The sequence below is a fragment of the Arthrobacter sp. NPDC056691 genome, from assembly GCF_042791415.1.
Classification (GTDB): Bacteria; Actinomycetota; Actinomycetes; order Actinomycetales; family Micrococcaceae; genus Arthrobacter.
Genome location: NZ_JBHTXX010000010.1, coordinates 66,113 through 85,354, shown reverse-complemented (window position 1 = coordinate 85,354; position 19,242 = coordinate 66,113). Strand labels below are relative to the sequence as shown.

15 protein-coding genes are annotated in these 19,242 nt (G+C 68.3%); 5 read left to right on the top strand and 10 right to left on the bottom strand.

From position 1 onward, the window contains the following. Window positions 1–65 precede the first annotated feature (65 nt). The 5 genes from efeU to ACFRAU_RS10630 all read left to right on the top strand — a co-directional run bounded on the left by efeU (window position 66) and on the right by ACFRAU_RS10630 (window position 7,310). A complete protein-coding gene (efeU, locus tag ACFRAU_RS10650) occupies window positions 66–917 on the top strand; it encodes an iron uptake transporter permease EfeU (RefSeq protein ID WP_377994005.1) in 852 nt (283 codons plus the stop codon). A gap of 72 nt (window positions 918–989) precedes the next feature. Beyond that, on the top strand, window positions 990–2,186 hold the full coding sequence (efeO, locus tag ACFRAU_RS10645; RefSeq protein ID WP_377999871.1) for an iron uptake system protein EfeO: 1,197 nt from the start codon (window positions 990–992) through the stop codon (window positions 2,184–2,186). Then, window positions 2,183–3,550 (top strand): iron uptake transporter deferrochelatase/peroxidase subunit, encoded by a 1,368-nt coding sequence (gene efeB, locus ACFRAU_RS10640; RefSeq protein WP_377999870.1) that lies wholly within the window; start codon window positions 2,183–2,185, stop codon window positions 3,548–3,550. The genes efeO and efeB overlap by 4 nt, the downstream gene beginning before the upstream one ends. A gap of 129 nt (window positions 3,551–3,679) precedes the next feature. Continuing rightward, window positions 3,680–5,011 carry an HRDC domain-containing protein gene (locus ACFRAU_RS10635; RefSeq protein ID WP_377994002.1) on the top strand — a complete coding sequence of 444 codons (1,332 nt, stop codon included), beginning with the start codon at window positions 3,680–3,682 and terminating at the stop codon, window positions 5,009–5,011. Window positions 5,012–5,153: 142 nt separating this feature from the next. Continuing rightward, the gene (locus tag ACFRAU_RS10630; RefSeq protein ID WP_377999869.1) at window positions 5,154–7,310 is read left to right on the top strand and encodes a 3-hydroxyacyl-CoA dehydrogenase NAD-binding domain-containing protein; all 2,157 of its coding nucleotides are present in this window, start codon (window positions 5,154–5,156) and stop codon (window positions 7,308–7,310) included. Window positions 7,311–7,438: 128 nt separating this feature from the next. Here ACFRAU_RS10630 and ACFRAU_RS10625 read toward each other — a convergent pair whose 3' ends face one another. The 10 genes from ACFRAU_RS10625 to ACFRAU_RS10580 all read right to left on the bottom strand — a co-directional run bounded on the left by ACFRAU_RS10625 (window position 7,439) and on the right by ACFRAU_RS10580 (window position 19,173). Further along, window positions 7,439–9,031 (bottom strand): ABC transporter ATP-binding protein, encoded by a 1,593-nt coding sequence (locus ACFRAU_RS10625; protein ID WP_377999868.1) that lies wholly within the window; start codon window positions 9,029–9,031, stop codon window positions 7,439–7,441. Further along, the gene (locus tag ACFRAU_RS10620) at window positions 9,028–9,816 is read right to left on the bottom strand and encodes an energy-coupling factor transporter transmembrane component T family protein (protein WP_377999867.1); all 789 of its coding nucleotides are present in this window, start codon (window positions 9,814–9,816) and stop codon (window positions 9,028–9,030) included. The genes ACFRAU_RS10625 and ACFRAU_RS10620 overlap by 4 nt, the downstream gene beginning before the upstream one ends. 19 nt (window positions 9,817–9,835) lie before the next feature. Beyond that, window positions 9,836–10,657: an ECF transporter S component gene (locus ACFRAU_RS10615; protein WP_377999866.1), complete on the bottom strand. Its 822-nt coding sequence runs from the start codon at window positions 10,655–10,657 to the stop codon at window positions 9,836–9,838. Window positions 10,658–10,792: 135 nt separating this feature from the next. Beyond that, window positions 10,793–11,827, bottom strand: a complete 1,035-nt coding sequence (locus ACFRAU_RS10610) for a nucleoside hydrolase (protein ID WP_377999865.1) — start codon at window positions 11,825–11,827, stop codon at window positions 10,793–10,795. Then, window positions 11,827–12,804, bottom strand: a complete 978-nt coding sequence (locus ACFRAU_RS10605; RefSeq protein WP_377993996.1) for an aldo/keto reductase — start codon at window positions 12,802–12,804, stop codon at window positions 11,827–11,829. Before ACFRAU_RS10605 ends, ACFRAU_RS10610 begins: the two co-directional genes overlap by 1 nt. A 59-nt stretch (window positions 12,805–12,863) precedes the next feature. After that, a complete protein-coding gene (locus ACFRAU_RS10600; protein WP_331574772.1) occupies window positions 12,864–13,082 on the bottom strand; it encodes a hypothetical protein in 219 nt (72 codons plus the stop codon). Between the two features lie 51 nt (window positions 13,083–13,133). Further along, window positions 13,134–13,694, bottom strand: a complete 561-nt coding sequence (locus ACFRAU_RS10595; RefSeq protein ID WP_377993995.1) for a hypothetical protein — start codon at window positions 13,692–13,694, stop codon at window positions 13,134–13,136. Further along, window positions 13,691–14,236 (bottom strand): DUF402 domain-containing protein, encoded by a 546-nt coding sequence (locus ACFRAU_RS10590; protein WP_377999864.1) that lies wholly within the window; start codon window positions 14,234–14,236, stop codon window positions 13,691–13,693. Before ACFRAU_RS10590 ends, ACFRAU_RS10595 begins: the two co-directional genes overlap by 4 nt. Next, a complete protein-coding gene (gene dxs / locus ACFRAU_RS10585) occupies window positions 14,233–16,206 on the bottom strand; it encodes a 1-deoxy-D-xylulose-5-phosphate synthase (protein WP_377999863.1) in 1,974 nt (657 codons plus the stop codon). Before dxs ends, ACFRAU_RS10590 begins: the two co-directional genes overlap by 4 nt. 141 nt (window positions 16,207–16,347) lie before the next feature. Further along, on the bottom strand, window positions 16,348–19,173 hold the full coding sequence (locus ACFRAU_RS10580; protein ID WP_377993992.1) for an aconitate hydratase: 2,826 nt from the start codon (window positions 19,171–19,173) through the stop codon (window positions 16,348–16,350). Window positions 19,174–19,242: the final 69 nt, after the last annotated feature.

Genomic DNA, 19,242 nt, shown 5'->3' with positions numbered 1-19,242 from the left:
TTGCCGTGTAAAGTCCCGTGCTTAGGTGAGCCTAAGCCGGGCTCCTCCGGCAGAAGGTGCTTTACATGACAGCCAACTTCCTCATCGGCCTCCGGGAGGGCCTCGAGGCGACGCTCATCGTCGTCCTGCTGATGGCCTACCTGACCAAGAGCGGCCGCCGTGCACTGCTCCCCCGGTTGTGGGCGGGCGTGGGAATCGCTGTTGCCGTGTCCGTGGGTTTCGGCGCCCTGCTGACCTTCGGCCCGCGTGGCCTCACCTTCGAAGCCCAGGAAGCAATCGGCGGCGGACTGTCCATCGTCGCCGTCGGGCTGGTCACCTGGATGGTCTTCTGGATGGCGCGCACCGCCCGCACGCTCGGCAGCGAACTGCGCTCCCGCGTTGACGGCGCGGCCGACGGCGCAGCCTGGGGCCTGGTGCTTGTCGCGGCCCTAGCCGTCGGCCGGGAGGGCCTGGAGACGGCGCTCTTCCTGTGGGCGGCAGCCCAGGCCAGCGGCGAATCCGGAACCCCGCTGTTCGGCGCCCTCCTGGGCCTCGCGGTGGCCGCCGGGCTCGGCTACCTGCTGCACCGCGGGGTCCTGAAGGTGAACCTGTCCCGGTTCTTCACCTGGACCGGCGTGGCCCTGGTGGTCATCGCCGGCGGCGTCCTCGCCTACGGCGTCCACGACCTGCAGGAGGCCGGCATCCTGCCCGGGCTGCACAGCCTCGCCTTCGACGTCTCGGCCGCCGTCCCGCCGTCGTCCTGGTACGGCACGCTGCTGAAGGGGACCCTGAACTTCTCCCCGGCCACCACGTGGCTGGAGGCAGCCGCCTGGGTCCTGTACGCCGTCCCCGTTCTGTTCTTCTACCTCCGCGCCAACGTCCGCACGCCGCACCGTTCCGCGGAAGCCCCTGCCGCAGCTGCCGCCGTCGCGTCCTGACCGGCAGCTCCTGCCTAACCAAACACCCCCCAACGAACCCCGCTGCATCCCCAACACCCCCAAGGAATCCACATGCCAGGCTTGACCTCGCCCAAAATCCGCCGGACTGCCGGTGCCCGCCTCGCCGTCGTGGCAGCCACCGCAGTCCTCCCGCTGGCCCTCGCATCCTGCACCGAGAACGCCAGCGCCAACGCATCCGGCACCACCGGCGGGCCCATCCAGGTGACCAGCACCGATTCCGGGTGCAAGGTCTCTGCCACTGAAGCCCCGAGCGGGAACCTGACCTTTGCCGTGAAGAACGACGGCGCCGAAGTCACCGAGTTCTACGTGCTCGCCGAAGACGGCCTGCGGATCGTGGCCGAGGTGGAGAACATCGGCCCGGGAATCACCCGCAACCTGGTGCTCACCGCTCCGGCCGGCAGGTACACCACCGCCTGCAAGCCGGGGATGAAGGGCGATGGCATCCGCGCCGACTTCACCGTCAAGGACTCGGGCCAGCCGGCCACCGTTGACGCCGGCCACCGGAAGCTCGTGGACACCGGGGTCACCCACTACACCGCCTACGTCAAGGACCAGACCGAGCAGCTGGTGGCCGGAACCAGGGAGTTCGCCGCGGCCTATGCTGTGGGCGACGCAGCCAAGGCCAGGAGCCTTTACGCGGCCACCCGCATGCACTGGGAACGGATCGAACCCGTGGCCGAATCCTTCGGGGACCTCGACCCCAAGCTCGACGCCCGTGAGGCAGACCTGGAACCGGGACAGAAGTGGACCGGCTGGCACCGGGCCGAGAAGGACCTGTTCCCGCCGCCCGGCTACAAGGCACTGACAGCGGCTGAGCGCTCGGCAATCGCCAAGCAGCTGGTGGCCGACACTGAGGAACTCAGCACCCGCACCCGCACCGTCGAACTCAGCGCGGACAAGCTGGGCAACGGCGCCAAGGAGCTCCTGGACGAGGTGGCGCGCGGCAAGGTCACCGGCGAGGAGGAAATCTGGTCGCACACGGATCTCTGGGACTTCCAGGCCAACGTGGACGGCGCCCGGATCGCGTTCGAAAACCTCAAGCCCGCCCTGCAGCAAAAGGACGCCGCCCTGGCCTCGGACCTCGACGCCAAGTTCGGGGCCCTGCAGGCTGAGCTGAAGAAGCACGCCAAAGGCGACGGCTTTGCCTACTACAACGAGCTGGGCAAGGACGAGGTCCAGCAGCTCAGCGCGCTGGTCGACGCCCTCGGCGAGCCGCTGTCCAAGCTCACCGCGGCAGTGGTGCTGTGAGCGGCTGCCCCTTCGGCGGCGGCCAGCAGCCCCCGGCCGGCACGCACTCCGAGGCCTCGGCCGCGTCTCCGGAGACGCCCGACGGCGATAACCGCCGCCTGTCCCGCCGTGGCCTTCTGGGGCTGGCGGGCGTGGGCGGCGCAGGAGCGGTGGCGGGCATCGCCGCCGGCCTGCTCGGCCACGATGCCATTGCGGCTGCCGCAGCGCCCCCGGTTGCCAACGGTTCGGTCGTCCCCTTCTTCGGCGACCGGCAGGCCGGCATCACCACCGCCGCGCAGGACCGCCTCCACATGGCGGCCTTCGACGTCACCACAGAAGACCGTGCGGCACTGATCGAACTCCTCAAGGACTGGACGGCCGCCGCGGACGCCATGACCGCCGGCCGGACCACCGGGACCACCGGCGCCGTCGACGGCCCGTACGACGCCCCGCCGGAGGACACCGGGGAGGCCCTGGATCTCGACGCCGGCCGGCTCACGCTCACGATTGGCTTCGGCGCCTCCCTATTTGAAAAGGACGGCAAGGCCCGCTTTGGCCTCGACGGAAAGCGGCCCGATGCACTGATCGATCTGCCGCACTTCCCCGGCGACGCCCTGGAGCCGGCCCGCACGGGCGGCGACATCGTGGTGCAGGCGTGCGCCGACGATCCCCAGGTGGCCGTGCACGCCATCCGCAACCTGGCCCGGATCGGCTTCGGCAAGGCCCGCGTCCGCTGGTCCCAGCTGGGGTTCGGCAGGACGTCGTCGACGTCGCGCGCGCAGCAGACCCCCCGCAACCTTTTCGGCTTCAAAGACGGGACCAACAACCTCAAGGCCGAGGACACCGCCCTGCTCGACGAGCATGTGTGGGCCGGCGGCGGATCCCGTGCCGGCGAAGGCTGGATGGCCGGCGGAAGCTATCTGGTGGCCCGGCGCATCCGCATGCACATCGAGATCTGGGACCGCACCTCGCTTCGCGAACAGGAGGGCCTGATCGGCCGGACCAAGGGAGAAGGCGCACCGCTGTCCGGCGGAAAGGAGTTCACCGCCCCGAACTTCGCCATCAAGGGCAACGACGGCGAACCCCTCATTGCCATGGACTCCCACGTCCGGCTGGCCCACGCGGACCAGAACGACGGTGTGCGGATGCTCCGCCGCGGGTACAACTACACCGACGGCTCGGACGGGCTGGGCCACCTCGACGCCGGGCTGTTCTTCATTGCCTTCGTCAAGGACCCGCGGACGCACTACGTGCCGATGCAGATGACCATGGCCAAGGAAGACGTGCTCGCCCTGGAATACCTCAAGCACACGGGTTCCGGCCTCTTCGCCGTGCCGCCTGGAACCAGGCAGGGCGGCTTCATCGGCGAAGGCCTCTTCGCCTGAGCTGTGTTCGGCCGGGCACTGTTTCGCCTATTCACCGTGGAGTGGGCAGCGCGCCGCCGGGCGGTTCCGACGGCGGCGCGTGCAGCCCCGGACCGCCGTCGGGCCTGCTGCCGGTAAACTAGGGTCATCATGACCCCTCAAAATCCGGATAACACCACGGCCGGCGCTCCGGCTGCTGAAAACACACCCCATATAACGGTGGAAGGCTTTGACAGCCGGGTCCCCGTTGTCATCGATCTCGATTCCCCCCGCGACGGGGTGCCTCTGGTCATCGAAACCCAGGCAGGGCTGGAACGCTGTGCCGCGGCGATCGCCGCGGGCACGGGCCCGGCCGGTGTCGACGCGGAACGCGCCTCGGGCTTCCGCTACGGGCAGCGCGCGTTTCTGGTGCAGATCCGCCGGGAAGGTTCCGGTACCTGGCTGATCGACCCCGAGCCGTTCGAGGACCTGCGGATCATCAATGATGCCCTGCGCGGCGTCGAATGGATCCTGCACGCGGCCAGCCAGGACCTCCCCTGCCTGTCGGAACTGGGCATGTGGCCGGACAGGCTTTTCGACACCGAACTTGCAGCCCGGCTCGCAGGCCTTCCCCGTGTTGGCCTCGCGGCCGTGATCGAGCAGCTGCTCGGTTTCGGTCTCGCCAAGGAGCACTCGGCAGCCGACTGGTCCACCCGCCCCCTGCCGGAACCCTGGCTCCGGTACGCAGCGCTCGACGTCGAAGTCCTGACGGAACTGCGCGAGGAACTCATCGAACTGCTCGAAGAGGACGGAAAACTCGAATACGCCGAGCAGGAGTTCGCCGCGATCCTGTCCGCCGGGCTCGCTGCGCCGAGGGTGGACCCCTGGCGCAAGACGTCCGGACTCCATCAGATCCGGGACCGCCGCCAGCTGGCCGCAGTGCGGGAGCTGTGGCTGGAACGCGATGCGCTGGCCCAGAAGCGCGATGTCGCCCCCGGCCGGCTCATTCCCGACTCGGCCCTCGTCGCCGCCGCCAAGGCGATGCCGGCAACCGTCCCGCAACTGCTCGGCACCAAAGGGTTCCACGGCAGGGCCGCCCAGCGGGAGGCCCCGCGCTGGCTGCGCTGCATCGCCGCGGCCCGGGCACTCGAAGACCTTCCGCCGCTGCACCTGCCCACCAATGCCCCGCCGCCCCCGCGGGTCTGGGCCGACCGCGACCTCGCCGCGGCCGAGCGGCTGCAGACCGCCAGGCCACTGCTGCAGGAGACAGCGGACGGGCTCAAGCTTCCACTTGAAAACCTGCTGACCCCGGACTACCTTCGCCGTGTCGCGTGGCGGCCGCCGGCGGACGTCAGCGAAGCCGCCATCGCCGGGGAACTGCGCGAACTGGGTGCCCGGCCGTGGCAGGTGGAACTGGTGGCTCCGCTGATCACCGCCGCGTTCCTCAACCCCCAGCCGCTTCCGCCCAAGGAGGCCAGGGAGCCCAAGGAATCCTCCGCCTAGGAGAGCCTGGGCTTCGGGGGCCCGTGCACGGATTGCACCGGTTGCAGCCAATGTTACTCACGAGTAACGTTGGGTTTACTGATGCCCGGTCCCGGCTGTCCCGCCTCGGACCGGTCCGCCCGTCTCACTGAGGAGCCACAGAATGAGCGCCGCAGATTTCCGCAAGCTAGCCGATCTCTTCCCGGATGAGGCTGTCACACATTCGTCAGTACAGGACATCGAACTCCCGGCCGCGGACGGCGAGGCCAGCCCCGGCGTTCTCGCCCTGATCACCCTGGACAACGGTCTGGGCCCCGCCAAACCCACCACACTTGGCCCCAATACCCTCGTAGAACTGGGCACCGTCCTCGAAGGGCTGCGCGAGCGGGCTGCCGCGGGCGCGGTCGCGGCCGTGGGTGTGACGGGCAAGCCGAACTTCTTCGTAGCCGGCGCCGACCTCTCCGCAGTCACAAAGCTGCAGGAGCGGGAACACGGCCTGTGGATGGCCCAACTGGGCCACGAGGTCTACTCCACGCTGGCCAGCCTCGGCGTTCCCAGCTTCGCCTTTATCAACGGCGTGGCACTTGGCGGCGGCCTCGAAATCGCCCTGCAGTCCACCTACCGCACGGTGTCCACCGGCGCCGGGGCACTGGCGCTTCCCGAGGCCTTCCTGGGGCTGGTGCCCGGATGGGGCGGTGTGTACCTTCTCCCGCGTTTGATCGGGCCGGAGAATGCGGTGAAGGTGATGATCGGGAACGCGCTGAACAACAACCGCACACTGTCCGGCGCCGAAGCTTTCGAGCTCGGCATCGCGGATGCGCTGTTCGAACCGGAAAATTTCCTGGCGCAGTCGATCGCCTGGGCTGCGCGCATTGTCGCTGGCGGCGCGGCACCGGAACGGCCTGCCGCCGTCGATCCCGCCGACCCCGCGGTTGCCGTCCGCTGGGCGGATGCCGTGGCCGCCGGCCGCGCCTTCGTCGAAGCCAAAACGTCCAACGCCTCCCCGGCGCCGGCCGAGGTGCTGAACATCATGGCGGCGAACCGCACCCTGGCCCAGGCCGAGTCGGCCGTGCTCGAATGCGAAACGCTGGCCGGCCTCATGCAGACCGATGAGTTCCGTGCCACCGTTTACGCCTTCCTCGATCTCGTCCAGAAGCGGGCCAGGCGGCCCGCCGGTGCCCCAGGCCGCGAGCTCGCCAGGCCCGTCACAAAAATCGGCGTGGTGGGGGCCGGCCTGATGGCCAGCCAGCTCGCCCTGCTGTTCGCGCGCCAGCTCGGGGTGCCAGTCGTCCTCACCGACATCGACCAGGACCGGGTGGACAAGGGAGTCGGCTACGTCCACGCCGAGGTGGACAAGCTGCTGGCCAAGGGGCGCGTCAGCACGGACGCCGGCACCCGGGCCAAGGCGCTCGTGACAGGGTCTGTTTCCAAGGAGCCGTTCGCAGACGCCGACTTCGTCATCGAGGCGGTGTTCGAGGAACTCAACGTCAAGAAGCAGGTGTTCGCCGAGCTTGAGGCCATCGTCCGGCCTGACTGCATCCTCGCCACCAACACCTCCTCATTGTCCGTGACAGCCATGGCGGCGGACCTGCGGCACCCGGAGCGCCTGGTGGGCTTCCATTTCTTCAATCCGGTGGCCGTCATGCCGCTGCTGGAGATCGTCCGGGCACCGAAGACCAACGACGCCGTTCTTGCTACTGCTTTCGAACTCGCCAGGGGCCTGAAAAAGACAGCAGTCCTGGTCAAGGACGCCCCGGCGTTCGTGGTCAACCGGATCCTGCTGCGGCTCTTGGGTGAAGTCACGGCCGCCTTCGACGAAGGCACGCCGGCCGACGTTGCTGATGCCGCGCTGCGCCCCATGGGTCTTCCCATGACGCCGTTCACCCTCCTCGCCATGGTGGGACTGCCGGTGGCCCAGCACGTCCAGGAGTCCCTGCATGCGGCCTTCGGGGACCGTTTCCCGGTCTCGCAGAACCTGCAGAAACTGGTCGACAACAACATCCGGTCCCTGTGGTCCACGGCAGCGGACGGCACGCAGGAGATCCCTGCGGCCACCACGGCCCTGCTGTCCTTTGGCAGCACACCGTCCACCGCAGACGAAGTACTGCGCCGGACCCAGGACGCCCTGGCTGAAGAGATCGGGCTGATGCTCGGGGAGGGTGTGGTGGCAGCCCCCCAGGACGTCGACCTGTGCATGGTCCTTGGCGCCGGCTGGCCCATGTTCCTGGGCGGGATCACCCCCTACCTCGACAGGGTGGGAGCCTCGGAGCGCGTCAACGGCAGGCGGTTTCTGCCGCCGGGTGTGGCATCCCGTTCCTGACCCTCCCACTCCTGACACAGCGAGAACGGACAGTTGAGGCCCCGCTCGGAGGGGCCCCAACTGTCCGTTCGCGCTCGACCCCGAGCTATGCGGCTGCAGGGAAACCAAAGCGGCTGGTGAAGTCGCTGTCAGTGCGGCCGGAGCCGGCCGCCGTCGAGCCTGAGCAGCCGGTGCGCGTGAGCCTTGGCGAACCCGAGGTCGTGCGTGACCATCACGACGGCGGCGCCGCGGCCGGCTGCCGCTGACACAGTGGCGGTGAGCAGCTCCAGGCCGTGGGCGTCCAGGGCCACTGTTGGTTCATCGAGCGCCAGCACCGACGGTTCGCGGGCAAGGACGGTGGCGAGGGCCAACAACCGCTGGCCGGATGCCGGCAGCTCATGGGGATGGGCGCTTCCGCTGTCTCCAAGGCCGACGGCGGCCAGGGCTGCGGTTGCCCGTTCCTGCGCCCCGTTGCCGAAAAGCTGGTCCAGTCCGAACAGCACCTCCCGCATCGCGGTCCGCTCGAACAGCTGGTCATGGGGGTGCTGGAACAGGAGCCCCAGCCGGCGGGCCACCAGCCCCGTGGGAACGCCGGCAATGGACTCGCCGGACACGCGGACGTCCCCGCGAAGCGGCCGGTACAAACCGTTGAGGAGCCGGAGCAGCGTGGACTTTCCGGCACCGTTGGGTCCGGTCACGGCGACAATTTCCCCCGGCATCACCTGCAGGTCAACATCGTGCAGGAGCAGGCTGTCCGCCGTAGCCGGCTGGCCTGCCCCGAAACCGAAGGCCACATCCGCCAGCTCCAGGGCTGCAATAGTTCCAACGGGAGCGGTGCCAACCGCAGTGGTTCCGCCGGCAGCGGTTCCGCCGGCAGCCTCCGCAATGGGAAGCGTCAACACCGAGGGCGGCTCGGGCCCCAGTCCCGGTTCGGCGGCCCGGATGACGACGCCGGACTCAGCCAGCGCCCCGCCCTGCAGGATCCTGCCCGGCAGTCCAGCCGCTGTCGCCTCCCCGTCCTTCAGCACCAGCCAGCGCTCCGCGGCGCGGGTCAGCGCATCGGCGTGCTGGCTCAGCACCACCACGGCTGTGCCCCGGGCCAGCTCGGCATGGATCAGCTCCACGACGGTCCGGATCCCGGCCTGGTCCAGGGACTCCAGCGGCTCGTCGAGGACCAGGACGCCGGGCCCGTCCACCACGGCGCAGCCCACGGCCAAACGGCGGAGCTCGCCGCCGGACAGGGTCGCGGGATCCCGCTGCAGGAGCCCGTCAAGTCCGGTCCGGCGGGCAATGTCGGCCACGGTGCGCACCATGTCGGGGCGGGGAACGCCGCGGTTTTCCAGGCTGAAGGCGAGCTCCTCCGCCACGGTTCCGCGAACCGCCGACAGCATGGACGCTGCGTCCTGCGGCACGTAGCCGACGTGCCGTGCCCAGGCCCCGGGATCGATCCGCGGATCATCCGTCGTTCCGGTAAAGAGCAGCGGATGGCTGCTGGCGGGATCCCCTGCCACCTTCAGCTGGAGGCTCCCGGCCAGCGATCCGTCCCGCCCGCCGAGCAGCCAGGCACCAAGGAGCCGTCCCAGCGTGGATTTGCCGCTGCCGGATCCGCCCAGCACCGCCGTCAGCCTGCCGGGTGCCGCGGCCACCTGCACCCCGGTCAGCGCGGGCCCGGCGTCGCCGTGGTACGAAAACGAGCCGATGGAGGCCACCAGAGTCGTTGCGGCAATCCTGTCCGCGATCATCCCAGGACACCCTCTGAAAGGGACAACGCAGACAGTGACCCGGCGGAAAGCGCATCAGCGACGCGCCACGCGACGGCTGCCAGGGCAAGCAGGACAACCACAATGCGGAAGGCCGCCTGGCCGGCTGAATCGGGAACCTCCATGTAGCTGGTCCGGGGACCGGCGCTCCGGAACCCCCTGGCGTCGAGGGACTGGGCACGAACGCCGGCGTCGTGGACCAGGCCCAGCACCAGCGGCACCATCTGCAGCCGGATGGCCGCAGCCCGGCTGCCTAGACCCCGTCCCACCACGAGGCCGCGCGACTCCTGCGCCTGGCGGACCTTTTCCAGCCGCGCCACGACTAGCGGGGCAAGCAGCAGCGTGGACGCCAGCACATACCCCACCTGAGGCGGAACACGGCGGGCAGCCAGGGCGGCAACCAGTTCGGGGACCCTGACGCTGAAAGAAAACACCATCAGCACCAGGACGAAGGCGGCGGTGCGGAGCCCCATCGCCAGGGCGAAAGCCAGCCCCTCTGCCGTGACCCGGGCAGGGCCCCAGCTGGCCAGCACGGTGCGCCCCTCCGGGAAGAAGAGGCCGTGGATGACCAGCAGCGACAGCCAGAACGGCACAATGATGGCGGCCGCGGCCAGCAGGACACGCCGCACGGTGCCCGCGGCAGCGGACAGCAGGACTGCTCCGGCTGCCACGGTGAGGGATACCGCCCAACTGTCGGCCGCCGTCGTCATAACCAGGACGGCGACGGCGGCAGTCAGCGCGGTCAGCGGGTTCAGTCGCGGGGACACCTGACCGGCGGTTCCGGCGTCAGGAATTCCGTGCGGCCGGCTCCTTGCCGGCCAGGACGCGGAAGCGGCGGACGAAGGGGAACTGGAACGTGGTGCGCCGGGGCAGGGCGTAGACCAGCATGGCGGCGATGGCGAAGACGATGGCCTTGTCCATGGGGTCGGAAATCAGGGCCTGCTTGGTGATGGCGGCCAGCAGGGTGTCGCCCATGGCCCGGAAGGCGCTGACGATTGCACCGGTCCCTACCCCGGAGGTGCCGCCGAAGACGAACGCGGCAATCGGTGCGGACACCACGCCGGCGATGATGCCGGTCACGAAGCCGGCAACCGGCGCCAGGTAGAACCGGCGGAACAGCCCGTACCGTGCGGCCACGCCGGCCAGGAAGCCGATCAGTGCGGCGCCGGCCGCGAAGGGCAGGACCGTCGGGTTGAAGAACGACCACACGATGCTGCTCAGGGCGCCGGTGGCGGCGCCGGCCGCGGGTCCGGCCAGCACGGCGATGAGCACGGTTCCGATGGAGTCGAGGTAGAACGGCAGGCCGCTGGTGCCCATGAGCTGTCCCAGCACGATGTTCAGTACCAGCGCCACGGGGATGAGCACCACGGTGGACGTGGGCAGGGTGGGAAGCACGCCCACGATCAGCAGCAGGGCACCGAGGAGGAAGCCGCCCAGCGCAACGAGCGAGGAAACGCTGCCGATCCCGCCGGCAATGTCGGCAGGCTGGGTGAGGACCAGGAAGACGAACGTGGCGGCGATGGCCGCGGCACCGAGCAGTTCGAGGACCCTCCGCCGGCGGACAGCTTTCCGGTCCGTGGGAGGAAGGGTCAGGGACGGCTGTGACATGGTGGATCCTTAGGCTGAAAACGGCGGGTCCCGCACCCGTGGCGTGATGTTCCGCGTGCGCGGAAGCAGGCGCCTATGTCACCTCGGCGCGGCTACCATCCTACCGACCTGCGTGCACACCGTGCTACGGTCCGGCTACAGCGGCTGCTTCCCCACCGCGGCGGCCAGCGCCCCCACCGACGAGATCAGTTCGTCGAAGCACTGCGCGGGGTGGTTCGAGGTGACGATCCTGGCATTGAACGGCTCTTTCCAGATGCCCCGGAAGTCGGCGACGGTGGTCCCGACGAGGCGGGGCGAGTCCGTTTCGACGTGCACGGTGGCCGGACGCGTGCCGTAGGGAGTCCGCCCGATGGCTGCGGCCGCAGCGAAGGCGTCGTGCATGTGCGCGATGAAGCCCTGGCCGTAGAGCCGGTGGAACTCCATGTAGAAACGGATGGCATCCGAGAGGCACGCCACGAGCGGATTGCCCGACTGGCTGCGCTGGCCTTCCGGCTGGTCAGGCAGCACGAGTTCCGGTTCGGCCCCGGCAGCCGCGGCCAGCCGCTGCAGGTGCTCGGGCCGCAGTTCGATGCGTTCCGTGGTCTCGAGCGCACACACCACCGGGAGGCTTTCCTCCGGAAGGCCGCTGTAGGCGGCGAAGACCTCCGCGGCCGCGTGCGGGTCCACCGAAACGTTCCACTCCGCCGTCGGCGTGGTGTTGCCCTGGTAGTTGAAGCAGCCGCCCATGATGACCAGCCCCTGGAGCAGTTTGGGAAGATCCGGTTCCCGGCGCAGCGCCAGCGCGAAGTTGGTCAGCGGCCCGGTAATGAGCCCTGTGATCCGGCCCGGCTGTGCCCGGACCGTCTCCACCCACACGTCCACGGCGTGCCGCGTTGATATTTCCTGGTTCGGCGGCGGGAGCTCGGCATAGCCGATCCCCTGCGGGCCGTGGGTTTCCTCGGTGGTGACCAGCGGGATCTCCAGGGGCACTTCCGCGCCCACGGCCACTTCAATGCCGGCCCGGCCGCAGAGCTCCAGCAAGGCGAGGTTGTTCAGGGCCACCTGGCGGGCTCCCACGTTGCCCGCCGTGCACGTGATGGCTTCCAGCCTGACCTCCGGCCGGGACAGCAGGTAGACCAGCGCGAGGGCGTCGTCGATCCCGGTGTCAACATCCATGAGGATGGACGGCATCAGAACAGGGCCACCTTGGGGGTCTGCGGGAAGATGGCATCCAGTTCGTCGAGTTCGGCACGGTCCGGCACCCAGGCCACCGCCCCGGCGTTCTGCCGGACCTGTTCCGGGCGGGTGGCGCCGGCAATCACGCTGCTGACCGACGGCTGCGCCGCAAGCCAGGAGAAGGCCACCTGCACTTCGGTCAGGTCGCGGGCGGCGGCGAACGCACTGAACGCCTTCAGCTGCTGCCAGTCGGCGTCATGCACCAGGTTGGTCCGCGTGTGGCTGAGGCGTGAACCTTCGGGCGCCTGGTCCTGCGCGTACTTGCCGGTCAGCAGGCCGTTGGCCAGCGGGAAGTAGGGCAGCACACCCAGCCCGTAGGCCTCGGCGGCGGGGGTGACCTCCTGCTCGGCGCGGCGGTCCAGGAGGTTGTAGTGGTTCTGCGCGGAGACAAACCGGGCTCCGCCGCGGGCGCGGGCCACGAATTCTGCCTCGGCGATCTGCCAGCCGGCGCGGTTCGAGTGGCCGAGGTAGCGCACCTTGCCGCTGGTGACGAGGTCGTTCAGCGCGTCGAGGGTCTCCTCGATGGGCGTCAGGGGGTCGGGCGTGTGGAACTGGTACAGGTCGATGTAGTCGGTGCCGAGCCGGCGCAGGGAGGCTTCGGCGGCGCGGATGACGTAGCGGCGCGAACCGCGCGCGCCGAAGTCCTCGCCGTTGGCTCCGCGCATGTCCATGCCGAACTTGGTGGCCACCACGACGTCGCCGCGCCTGGCGCCCAGGGCTTTGCCCAGCATCGTTTCGCTGAGTCCCGGTTCCCGGCCGTAGGTGTCGGCGACGTCAAAGAGCGTCACGCCGGCGTCGAGGGCGGCATGCACGACGGCGTCCGTCCCCTCCTGCGATTCGGTCACCGTGTTTGCCCGGCCCAGGTTGTTGCAGCCGAGGCCCACGACGGAGACGGTCAGTCCGGACTTTCCAAGACGGCGGTATTCAGTCATGCAATCACCCTATAACGGCGCAGGGGGCGGCTTTCGCGGCCCGGCGCAGGCGGACCTGCTCAGGCGGAGGCGAAGTCCAGGCCGTGCTCCTCCAGCGCATCCTGGAGCTGGGCGAGTGTCCGCGGGCAGATGCCGGGCAGCGCCGCCAGCTGGCGCCGGCCGAACTGCGCCAGCTGCTCGAGGGACTCCACACCGGAATGGGCGAGGATTCTGCGGTCGGGCGAGGCCAGGCCCCGCGGAAGCGGCGTGCGGCCCGGCTTGGCTGACTTCTTCGTCATGACGTTCTGCCTTCCCTTGTGCTTTGACTGCGTGAGGTGCTTGAACCGCTTTTAGAGGGTGAAGCCGGTCACCTGCTTGGGTGAATGCTTGAGCTTGAGGGCCGAGAGGTCGCCGAACGGGGCAGCTCCGATGCTCAGCTTGGTGAAGTCCAGGTCCTCGCCGCGGATGCAGACCTTGATCGCGTTCACGGCCTTGTTCACGTCCGGGCAGAGGCAGAAGATGTTGAGCTTGGCGTCGCTGAATTCGGAGCGGTCCACCATGCCCAGGCCGCGCCAGGCCAGGTGGCCGGACAGCGCGTCCTTCGCTTTTTCCTCGAGGTAGCGGTCGCGGCTGGTGCCTTCTTTGGTCTTGAGTGCGTACTGGGCCACCACCCAGTACTGCTCCGCGTCGGGAATTTCCGCGTAACCGTCCTCGGTGCAGGCCATCTCGAAGGCGTCCATCAGGCGTTCGGCGGCCTCGGCGTCGGGGACGTCGGTCTCCTGGGTCTTGCTCTGGTGGCCTACGGCGCCGTGGTTCATGACGAACTGGCTGTAGTCCTCGTCGTACCAGGCTTCCCGGAACAGCAGGGTCCCTTCGTCGTCGCGCTTGTAGACCCGGATAATTCCGCTCATGCCCGTCCTCTCGTAAACCAGGTGGTGTCGGTGCCGTCGAAGGGGGCATCCTGGCCCTTGACGGCAAGGAACAGGGCGTCGCACGCTGCCTGAATGGTGCGCACCAGCGTCTCAGGGTACTCCATGCGCAGCCGGTGCTCCGCAAACTCGTCCTCGTCGTCGACGAACACGCCGCGTGTCACCGAACGGATCACGTCGAGGTCCATGTCGATGGCATGGAATTCCGTCACACCGGGCTTGATCCGGCGCCACTCGTGGCCGGTGGCCAGGTCGACGTAGACGCGGAAGTCGCCCGGGTAAGTGTCGTCATAGAAGGTGACTACGAACTCCCCGGTCCGGGGAACCAGGAGCACGGCGTCGGATGCCGTGTAGAAGGCGGCGCCGGGGCGGGCGCAGAACTCATTGGCCGGCTGGAAGATCCACCAGCCGTGCCGGTCCTCGCCGAGGTACCGGCCGGGCACCACCCAGTGGGCCGAGCCGTCCCATTTACGGTTCCGGGACACCACCAGTTCGCCTGGCTGCAGGGAATCGGGCTCCCTCACAGTTTGGGCAGGCTTCCCGTGGTGGGGTGTTCCTGGCCGGGCAGCGGACGCGCGAACGGGACCTTGGTCCCGAGAACCTGGGCGACGACGTCGTGGGTAATCTGCTGGGCGGTGAGGCCGACCCGTTCCAGCACCTGGCTTCGGGTGCCGTGGTCAAGGAACTCCACCGGCAGGCCAACCTCGTTTAGGGCGGTGTCCACGCCGGCGGCGCGCATTTCCTGGCGGATCCTGGACCCGACTCCCCCGGCCCGGACGCCGTCCTCGATGCAGATGACAAGGCGGTGCCTGGCGGCCAAGGCGATGATCGATTTCCGGACGGGGAGGACCCAGCGCGGGTCCACGACGGTGGAGCTGATGCCCTGGGCACCCAGCCGGTTGGCGACGTTCAGGGCCAGCTCGGACATGGCACCCACGCTGACGATCAGGACGTCGTTTTCGGTGGAGCCGGCCGGGCGGCGGGACAGCACGTCCACTCCGTCGGCCAGCCGCTCGATGGCCTCGACCTCGGCGCCGACCGTTCCCTTGGAATAGCGGATGACCGTGGGGGCGTCCCCGATGGCGACGGCTTCGCGGAGTTCCTCGCGCAGCCGTGTGGCGTCGCGGGGCGCGGCCAGGTGCAGCCCGGGAACGATCTGGACCATGGCCATGTCCCACATCCCGTGATGGCTCGCTCCGTCAGGGCCGGTGACTCCGGCGCGGTCCAGGACAACGGTCACGCCGGCCTTGTGCAGGGCGACGTCCATGAGGAGTTGGTCGAAGGCGCGGTTGAGGAAGGTGGCGTAGACGGCCACCACGGGGTGCAGCCCGCCGAAAGCCATGCCCGCCGCGGAGGTGAGGGCGTGCTGTTCTGCGATGCCGACGTCGAACACGCGTTCCGGGTACCGCGCCGCGAACTTGTGCAGCCCGACCGGGATGAGCATGGCGCCGGTGATGCCGACGATGTCCTTGCGCTCGTCGGCGATGTCCGCGATTTCGTCGGCGAACACTGACGTCCAGGATTTCGCGCCGCCGGCTTCTGTGGGCTCGCCCGTTTCGGGGTCGATGATCCCGACGGCGTGGAACTGGTCCGCTTCGTGGGCGCGTGCCGGTGCGTACCCGTGCCCCTTCTCGGTCATGGCGTGCACGATGACCGGTCCGGCGAAGTTTTTGGCGGTGGAGAGGGCGTGTTCCATGGCCTGGAGGTTGTGGCCGTCCACCGGGCCGATGTACTTCATGCCGAGGTCCTCGAACATGCCCTGCGGGGCCCACCAGTCCTTGATGCCCTTCTTCATGGCGTGCAGGCTCTTGTAGGTGAACTGGCCGGCGGGGCCGCCGTTCTGGAGCCTCTTCTTCCACCAGTCCAGGGCGCCCTCGTAGGCGGGGGCGGCACGGAGGGAGTCGATGGTGGGGCGCAGTGACGCGAGGTAGTCTGCAAATCCTCCGACGGTTGGTGCATAGGAGCGGCCGTTGTCGTTCACGACAATCACGACGCGGCGCTTCTTGTCCGCCGCGATGTTGTTGATGGCTTCCCAGGCCATGCCGCCGGTGAGGGCGCCGTCTCCGACCACGGCGACGACGTACCGGTCGCCGTCACCCGTCAGCTGGCGGGCGCGGGAAATGCCGTCAGCCCAGGACAGCGAGGACGAGGCGTGTGAGCTTTCCACGATGTCGTGCTCGGACTCGGCACGGTCCGGGTAGCCGGACAGGCCACCCTGCTGGCGGAGGGTGCTGAAGTCGTGCCGTCCGGTCAGGAGCTTGTGCACGTACGACTGGTGGCCGGTATCAAAGACGATGCTGTCGCGGGGCGAATCGAAGATCCGGTGCACCGCCATGGTCAGTTCGACGACGCCGAGGTTGGGACCCAGGTGCCCTCCCGTCTGGGAGACGTTGCCGATCAGGAATTCCCTGACCTCGGCGGCCAGCTGATCCAGCTGCGCCGCTGACAACTTGCTCAGGTCCTGCGGATTCCGGATGGTCTCCAAGATTCCCAACGGCCCCTCCTTCGGCTGGTAGACATGCCTATTAACTCTAACGCCTCCGCGCTGGCAGCAATGCAGAAGCCCCGGCCGGTCTGCTGACCGGCCGGGGCCCTTTCGCACTGCTTACCGGGGCTGGCCCCGGCTTATGTCCCGCTAGTTGGCGGAGATCTGGCGCAGGACGTACTGCAGGATGCCGCCGTTGCGGTAGTAGTCCGCTTCACCCGGGGTGTCGATGCGGAGCACTGCGTCGAAGGACTTGGCGGAGCCGTCCTCGGCGGTGGCGGTGACCTTGAGGGTCTTGGGCGTGGTGCCTTCGTTGAGGGCGGTGACGCCCTCAACGGCGAAGGTTTCCGTGCCCGTCAGGCCCAGCGTGGCAGCGGACTCGCCGGCCGGGAACTGCAGCGGAAGAACGCCCATGCCGATGAGGTTTGAGCGGTGGATGCGCTCGTAGCTCTCGGCGACGACGGCCTTGACGCCCAGCAGTGCCGTGCCCTTGGCTGCCCAGTCACGGGACGAACCGGAGCCGTACTCCTTGCCGGCCAGGACTACCAGCGGGGTGCCGGCTGCCTGGTAGTTCTGGGCGGCGTCGTAGACGTAGGCCTGCGGGCCGTCAGCCTGGCTGAAGTCGCGGGTGAAGCCGCCCTCCACGCCGTCCAGGAGCTGGTTCTTGATGCGGATGTTCGCGAACGTGCCGCGGATCATGACCTCGTGGTTGCCGCGGCGCGAGCCGTAGGAGTTGAAGTCCTTGCGCTCCACACCGTTGGCCAGCAGGTACTGGCCGGCAGGGGTGTCGGACTTGAACGAACCGGCCGGGGAGATGTGGTCCGTGGTGACGGAGTCGCCGAGCTTGAGCAGCACGCGGGCGCCGCTGATGTCCTGGACGGGCTCCGGCTGGGCCTTCATGCCCTCGAAGTACGGGGGCTTCCGGACGTAGGTGGACTTCGCATCCCAGGCGAAGGTATCGCCGGCGGGGGTGTCGAGTGCCTTCCAGCGGTCGTCGCCCTCGAAGACGCCCTCGTAGCCCTTGGCGAACATCTCCTTGTCGATGGAGGAGTCGATGACTTCCTGGACCTCGACCGGGTTGGGCCAGATGTCCTTGAGGAAGACGTCGTTGCCTGCTTCGTCCTTGCCCAGGGCATCGGTTTCGAAGTCGAAGTCCATGGAACCGGCCAGGGCGTAAGCGATGACCAGCGGCGGGGAGGCCAGGTAGTTCATCTTGACGTCCGGGTTGATGCGGCCTTCGAAGTTGCGGTTGCCCGAGAGCACGGCGCTGACGGCTAGATCGTTGGCCTGGATGGCCTCGGAGATTTCGGCTTCCAGCGGGCCGGAGTTGCCGATGCAGGTGGCGCAGCCGTAGCCCACGATGTAGAAGCCCAGCTTCTCCAGGTACGGGGTGAGGCCCGACTTCTCGTAGTAGTCGGTGACCACCTTGGAGCCGGGGGCGACAGAGGTCTTGACCCACGGCTTGGCGGTGAGGCCCTTGTTCACGGCGTTGCGTGCCAGCACCGCGGCGGCAAGCATGACCGAGGGGTTGGACGTGTTGGTGCACGAGGTGATCGACGCGATGGTCACCGCTCCGTGGTCCAGGTCGAACTCGCGGCCGTCCTCCATCTTCACGGCGACGGGGCTGGAAAGGCGGCCCTCGGCACCATGCGCGGCGGAGTACTTCGGCGGAACGCGGTCGGTGTCGGTCACGTGGGTGCCGCCGGTGGTGAACGAGGGCGGGTCGGAAGCCGGGAAGCTTTCCTCCAGCGACTCGTCCAGGGTGCCGGCGTCGGCATCGTGGGTGACGTAGTTCTTGAGGTCGTGGCGGAATTCGTCCTTGGCCTCGGTCAGCTCGATGCGGTCCTGCGGACGCTTCGGGCCGGCGATCGACGGAACCACGGTGGAGAGGTCCAGCTCGAGGTACTCGGAGAAGCGCAGCTCGCGGGACGGATCGTGCCAGAGGCCCTGTTCCTTGGCGTAGGCCTCCACGAGGGCAACGTTCTCCTCGGGGCGGCCGGTGAGGCGCAGGTAGTCGAGGGTGACGTCGTCGATCGGGAACATGGCAGCCGTGGAGCCGAACTCCGGGCTCATGTTGCCGATGGTGGCGCGGTTGGCCAGCGGCACGGCGGCCACGCCTTCGCCGTAGAATTCCACGAACTTGCCAACAACACCGTGCTTGCGGAGCATCTCGGTGATGGTGAGCACCACGTCGGTGGCGGTGGCACCGGCAGGAATGCTGCCGCTGAGCTTGAAGCCCACCACGCGCGGGATCAGCATGGAAACCGGCTGGCCCAGCATGGCAGCCTCGGCTTCGATACCGCCGACGCCCCAGCCGAGCACGCCCAGGCCGTTGACCATGGTGGTGTGCGAGTCGGTGCCGACGCAGGTGTCGGGGTAGGCACGCAGCGCGCCATTCACCTCGCGGGTCATGATGGTGCGGGCCAGGTATTCGATGTTGACCTGGTGCACGATGCCGGTTCCCGGCGGGACAACCTTGAAGTCGTCGAACGCGGTCTGGCCCCAGCGCAGGAACTGGTAGCGCTCACCATTGCGCTGGTATTCGATCTCCATGTTGCGCTCCAGTGCGCCGGAGTTACCGAAAACGTCGATCTGGACGGAGTGGTCAATGACCATCTCGGCCGGAGCCAGCGGGTTCACCCTCTTCGGATCACCGCCGAGCTCCTTGACAGCCTCACGCATGGTGGCAAGGTCCACCACGCAGGGAACACCAGTGAAGTCCTGCATGATCACGCGGGCAGGCGTGAACTGGATTTCGGTGTCGGGCTGGGCATTCGGGTCCCATCCTGCCAGGGCGCGAACGTGATCGGCGGTGATGTTCGCGCCGTCCTCGGTCCTCAGCAGGTTTTCAAGCAGTACCTTAAGGCTGAACGGAAGGGTTTCTGAACCTTCAACGGAGTTCAACCGGAAAATTTCGTATTCGGTTCCGGCAACATCAAGTTTGCCTTTTGAACCGAAGCTGTCCACAGTGCTCATCGCAGGACTCCTCTCGCAACAGTTTCATCTTTGTCGCGCGGTTGACCGCTTGCTAGTTAGGACACCCTA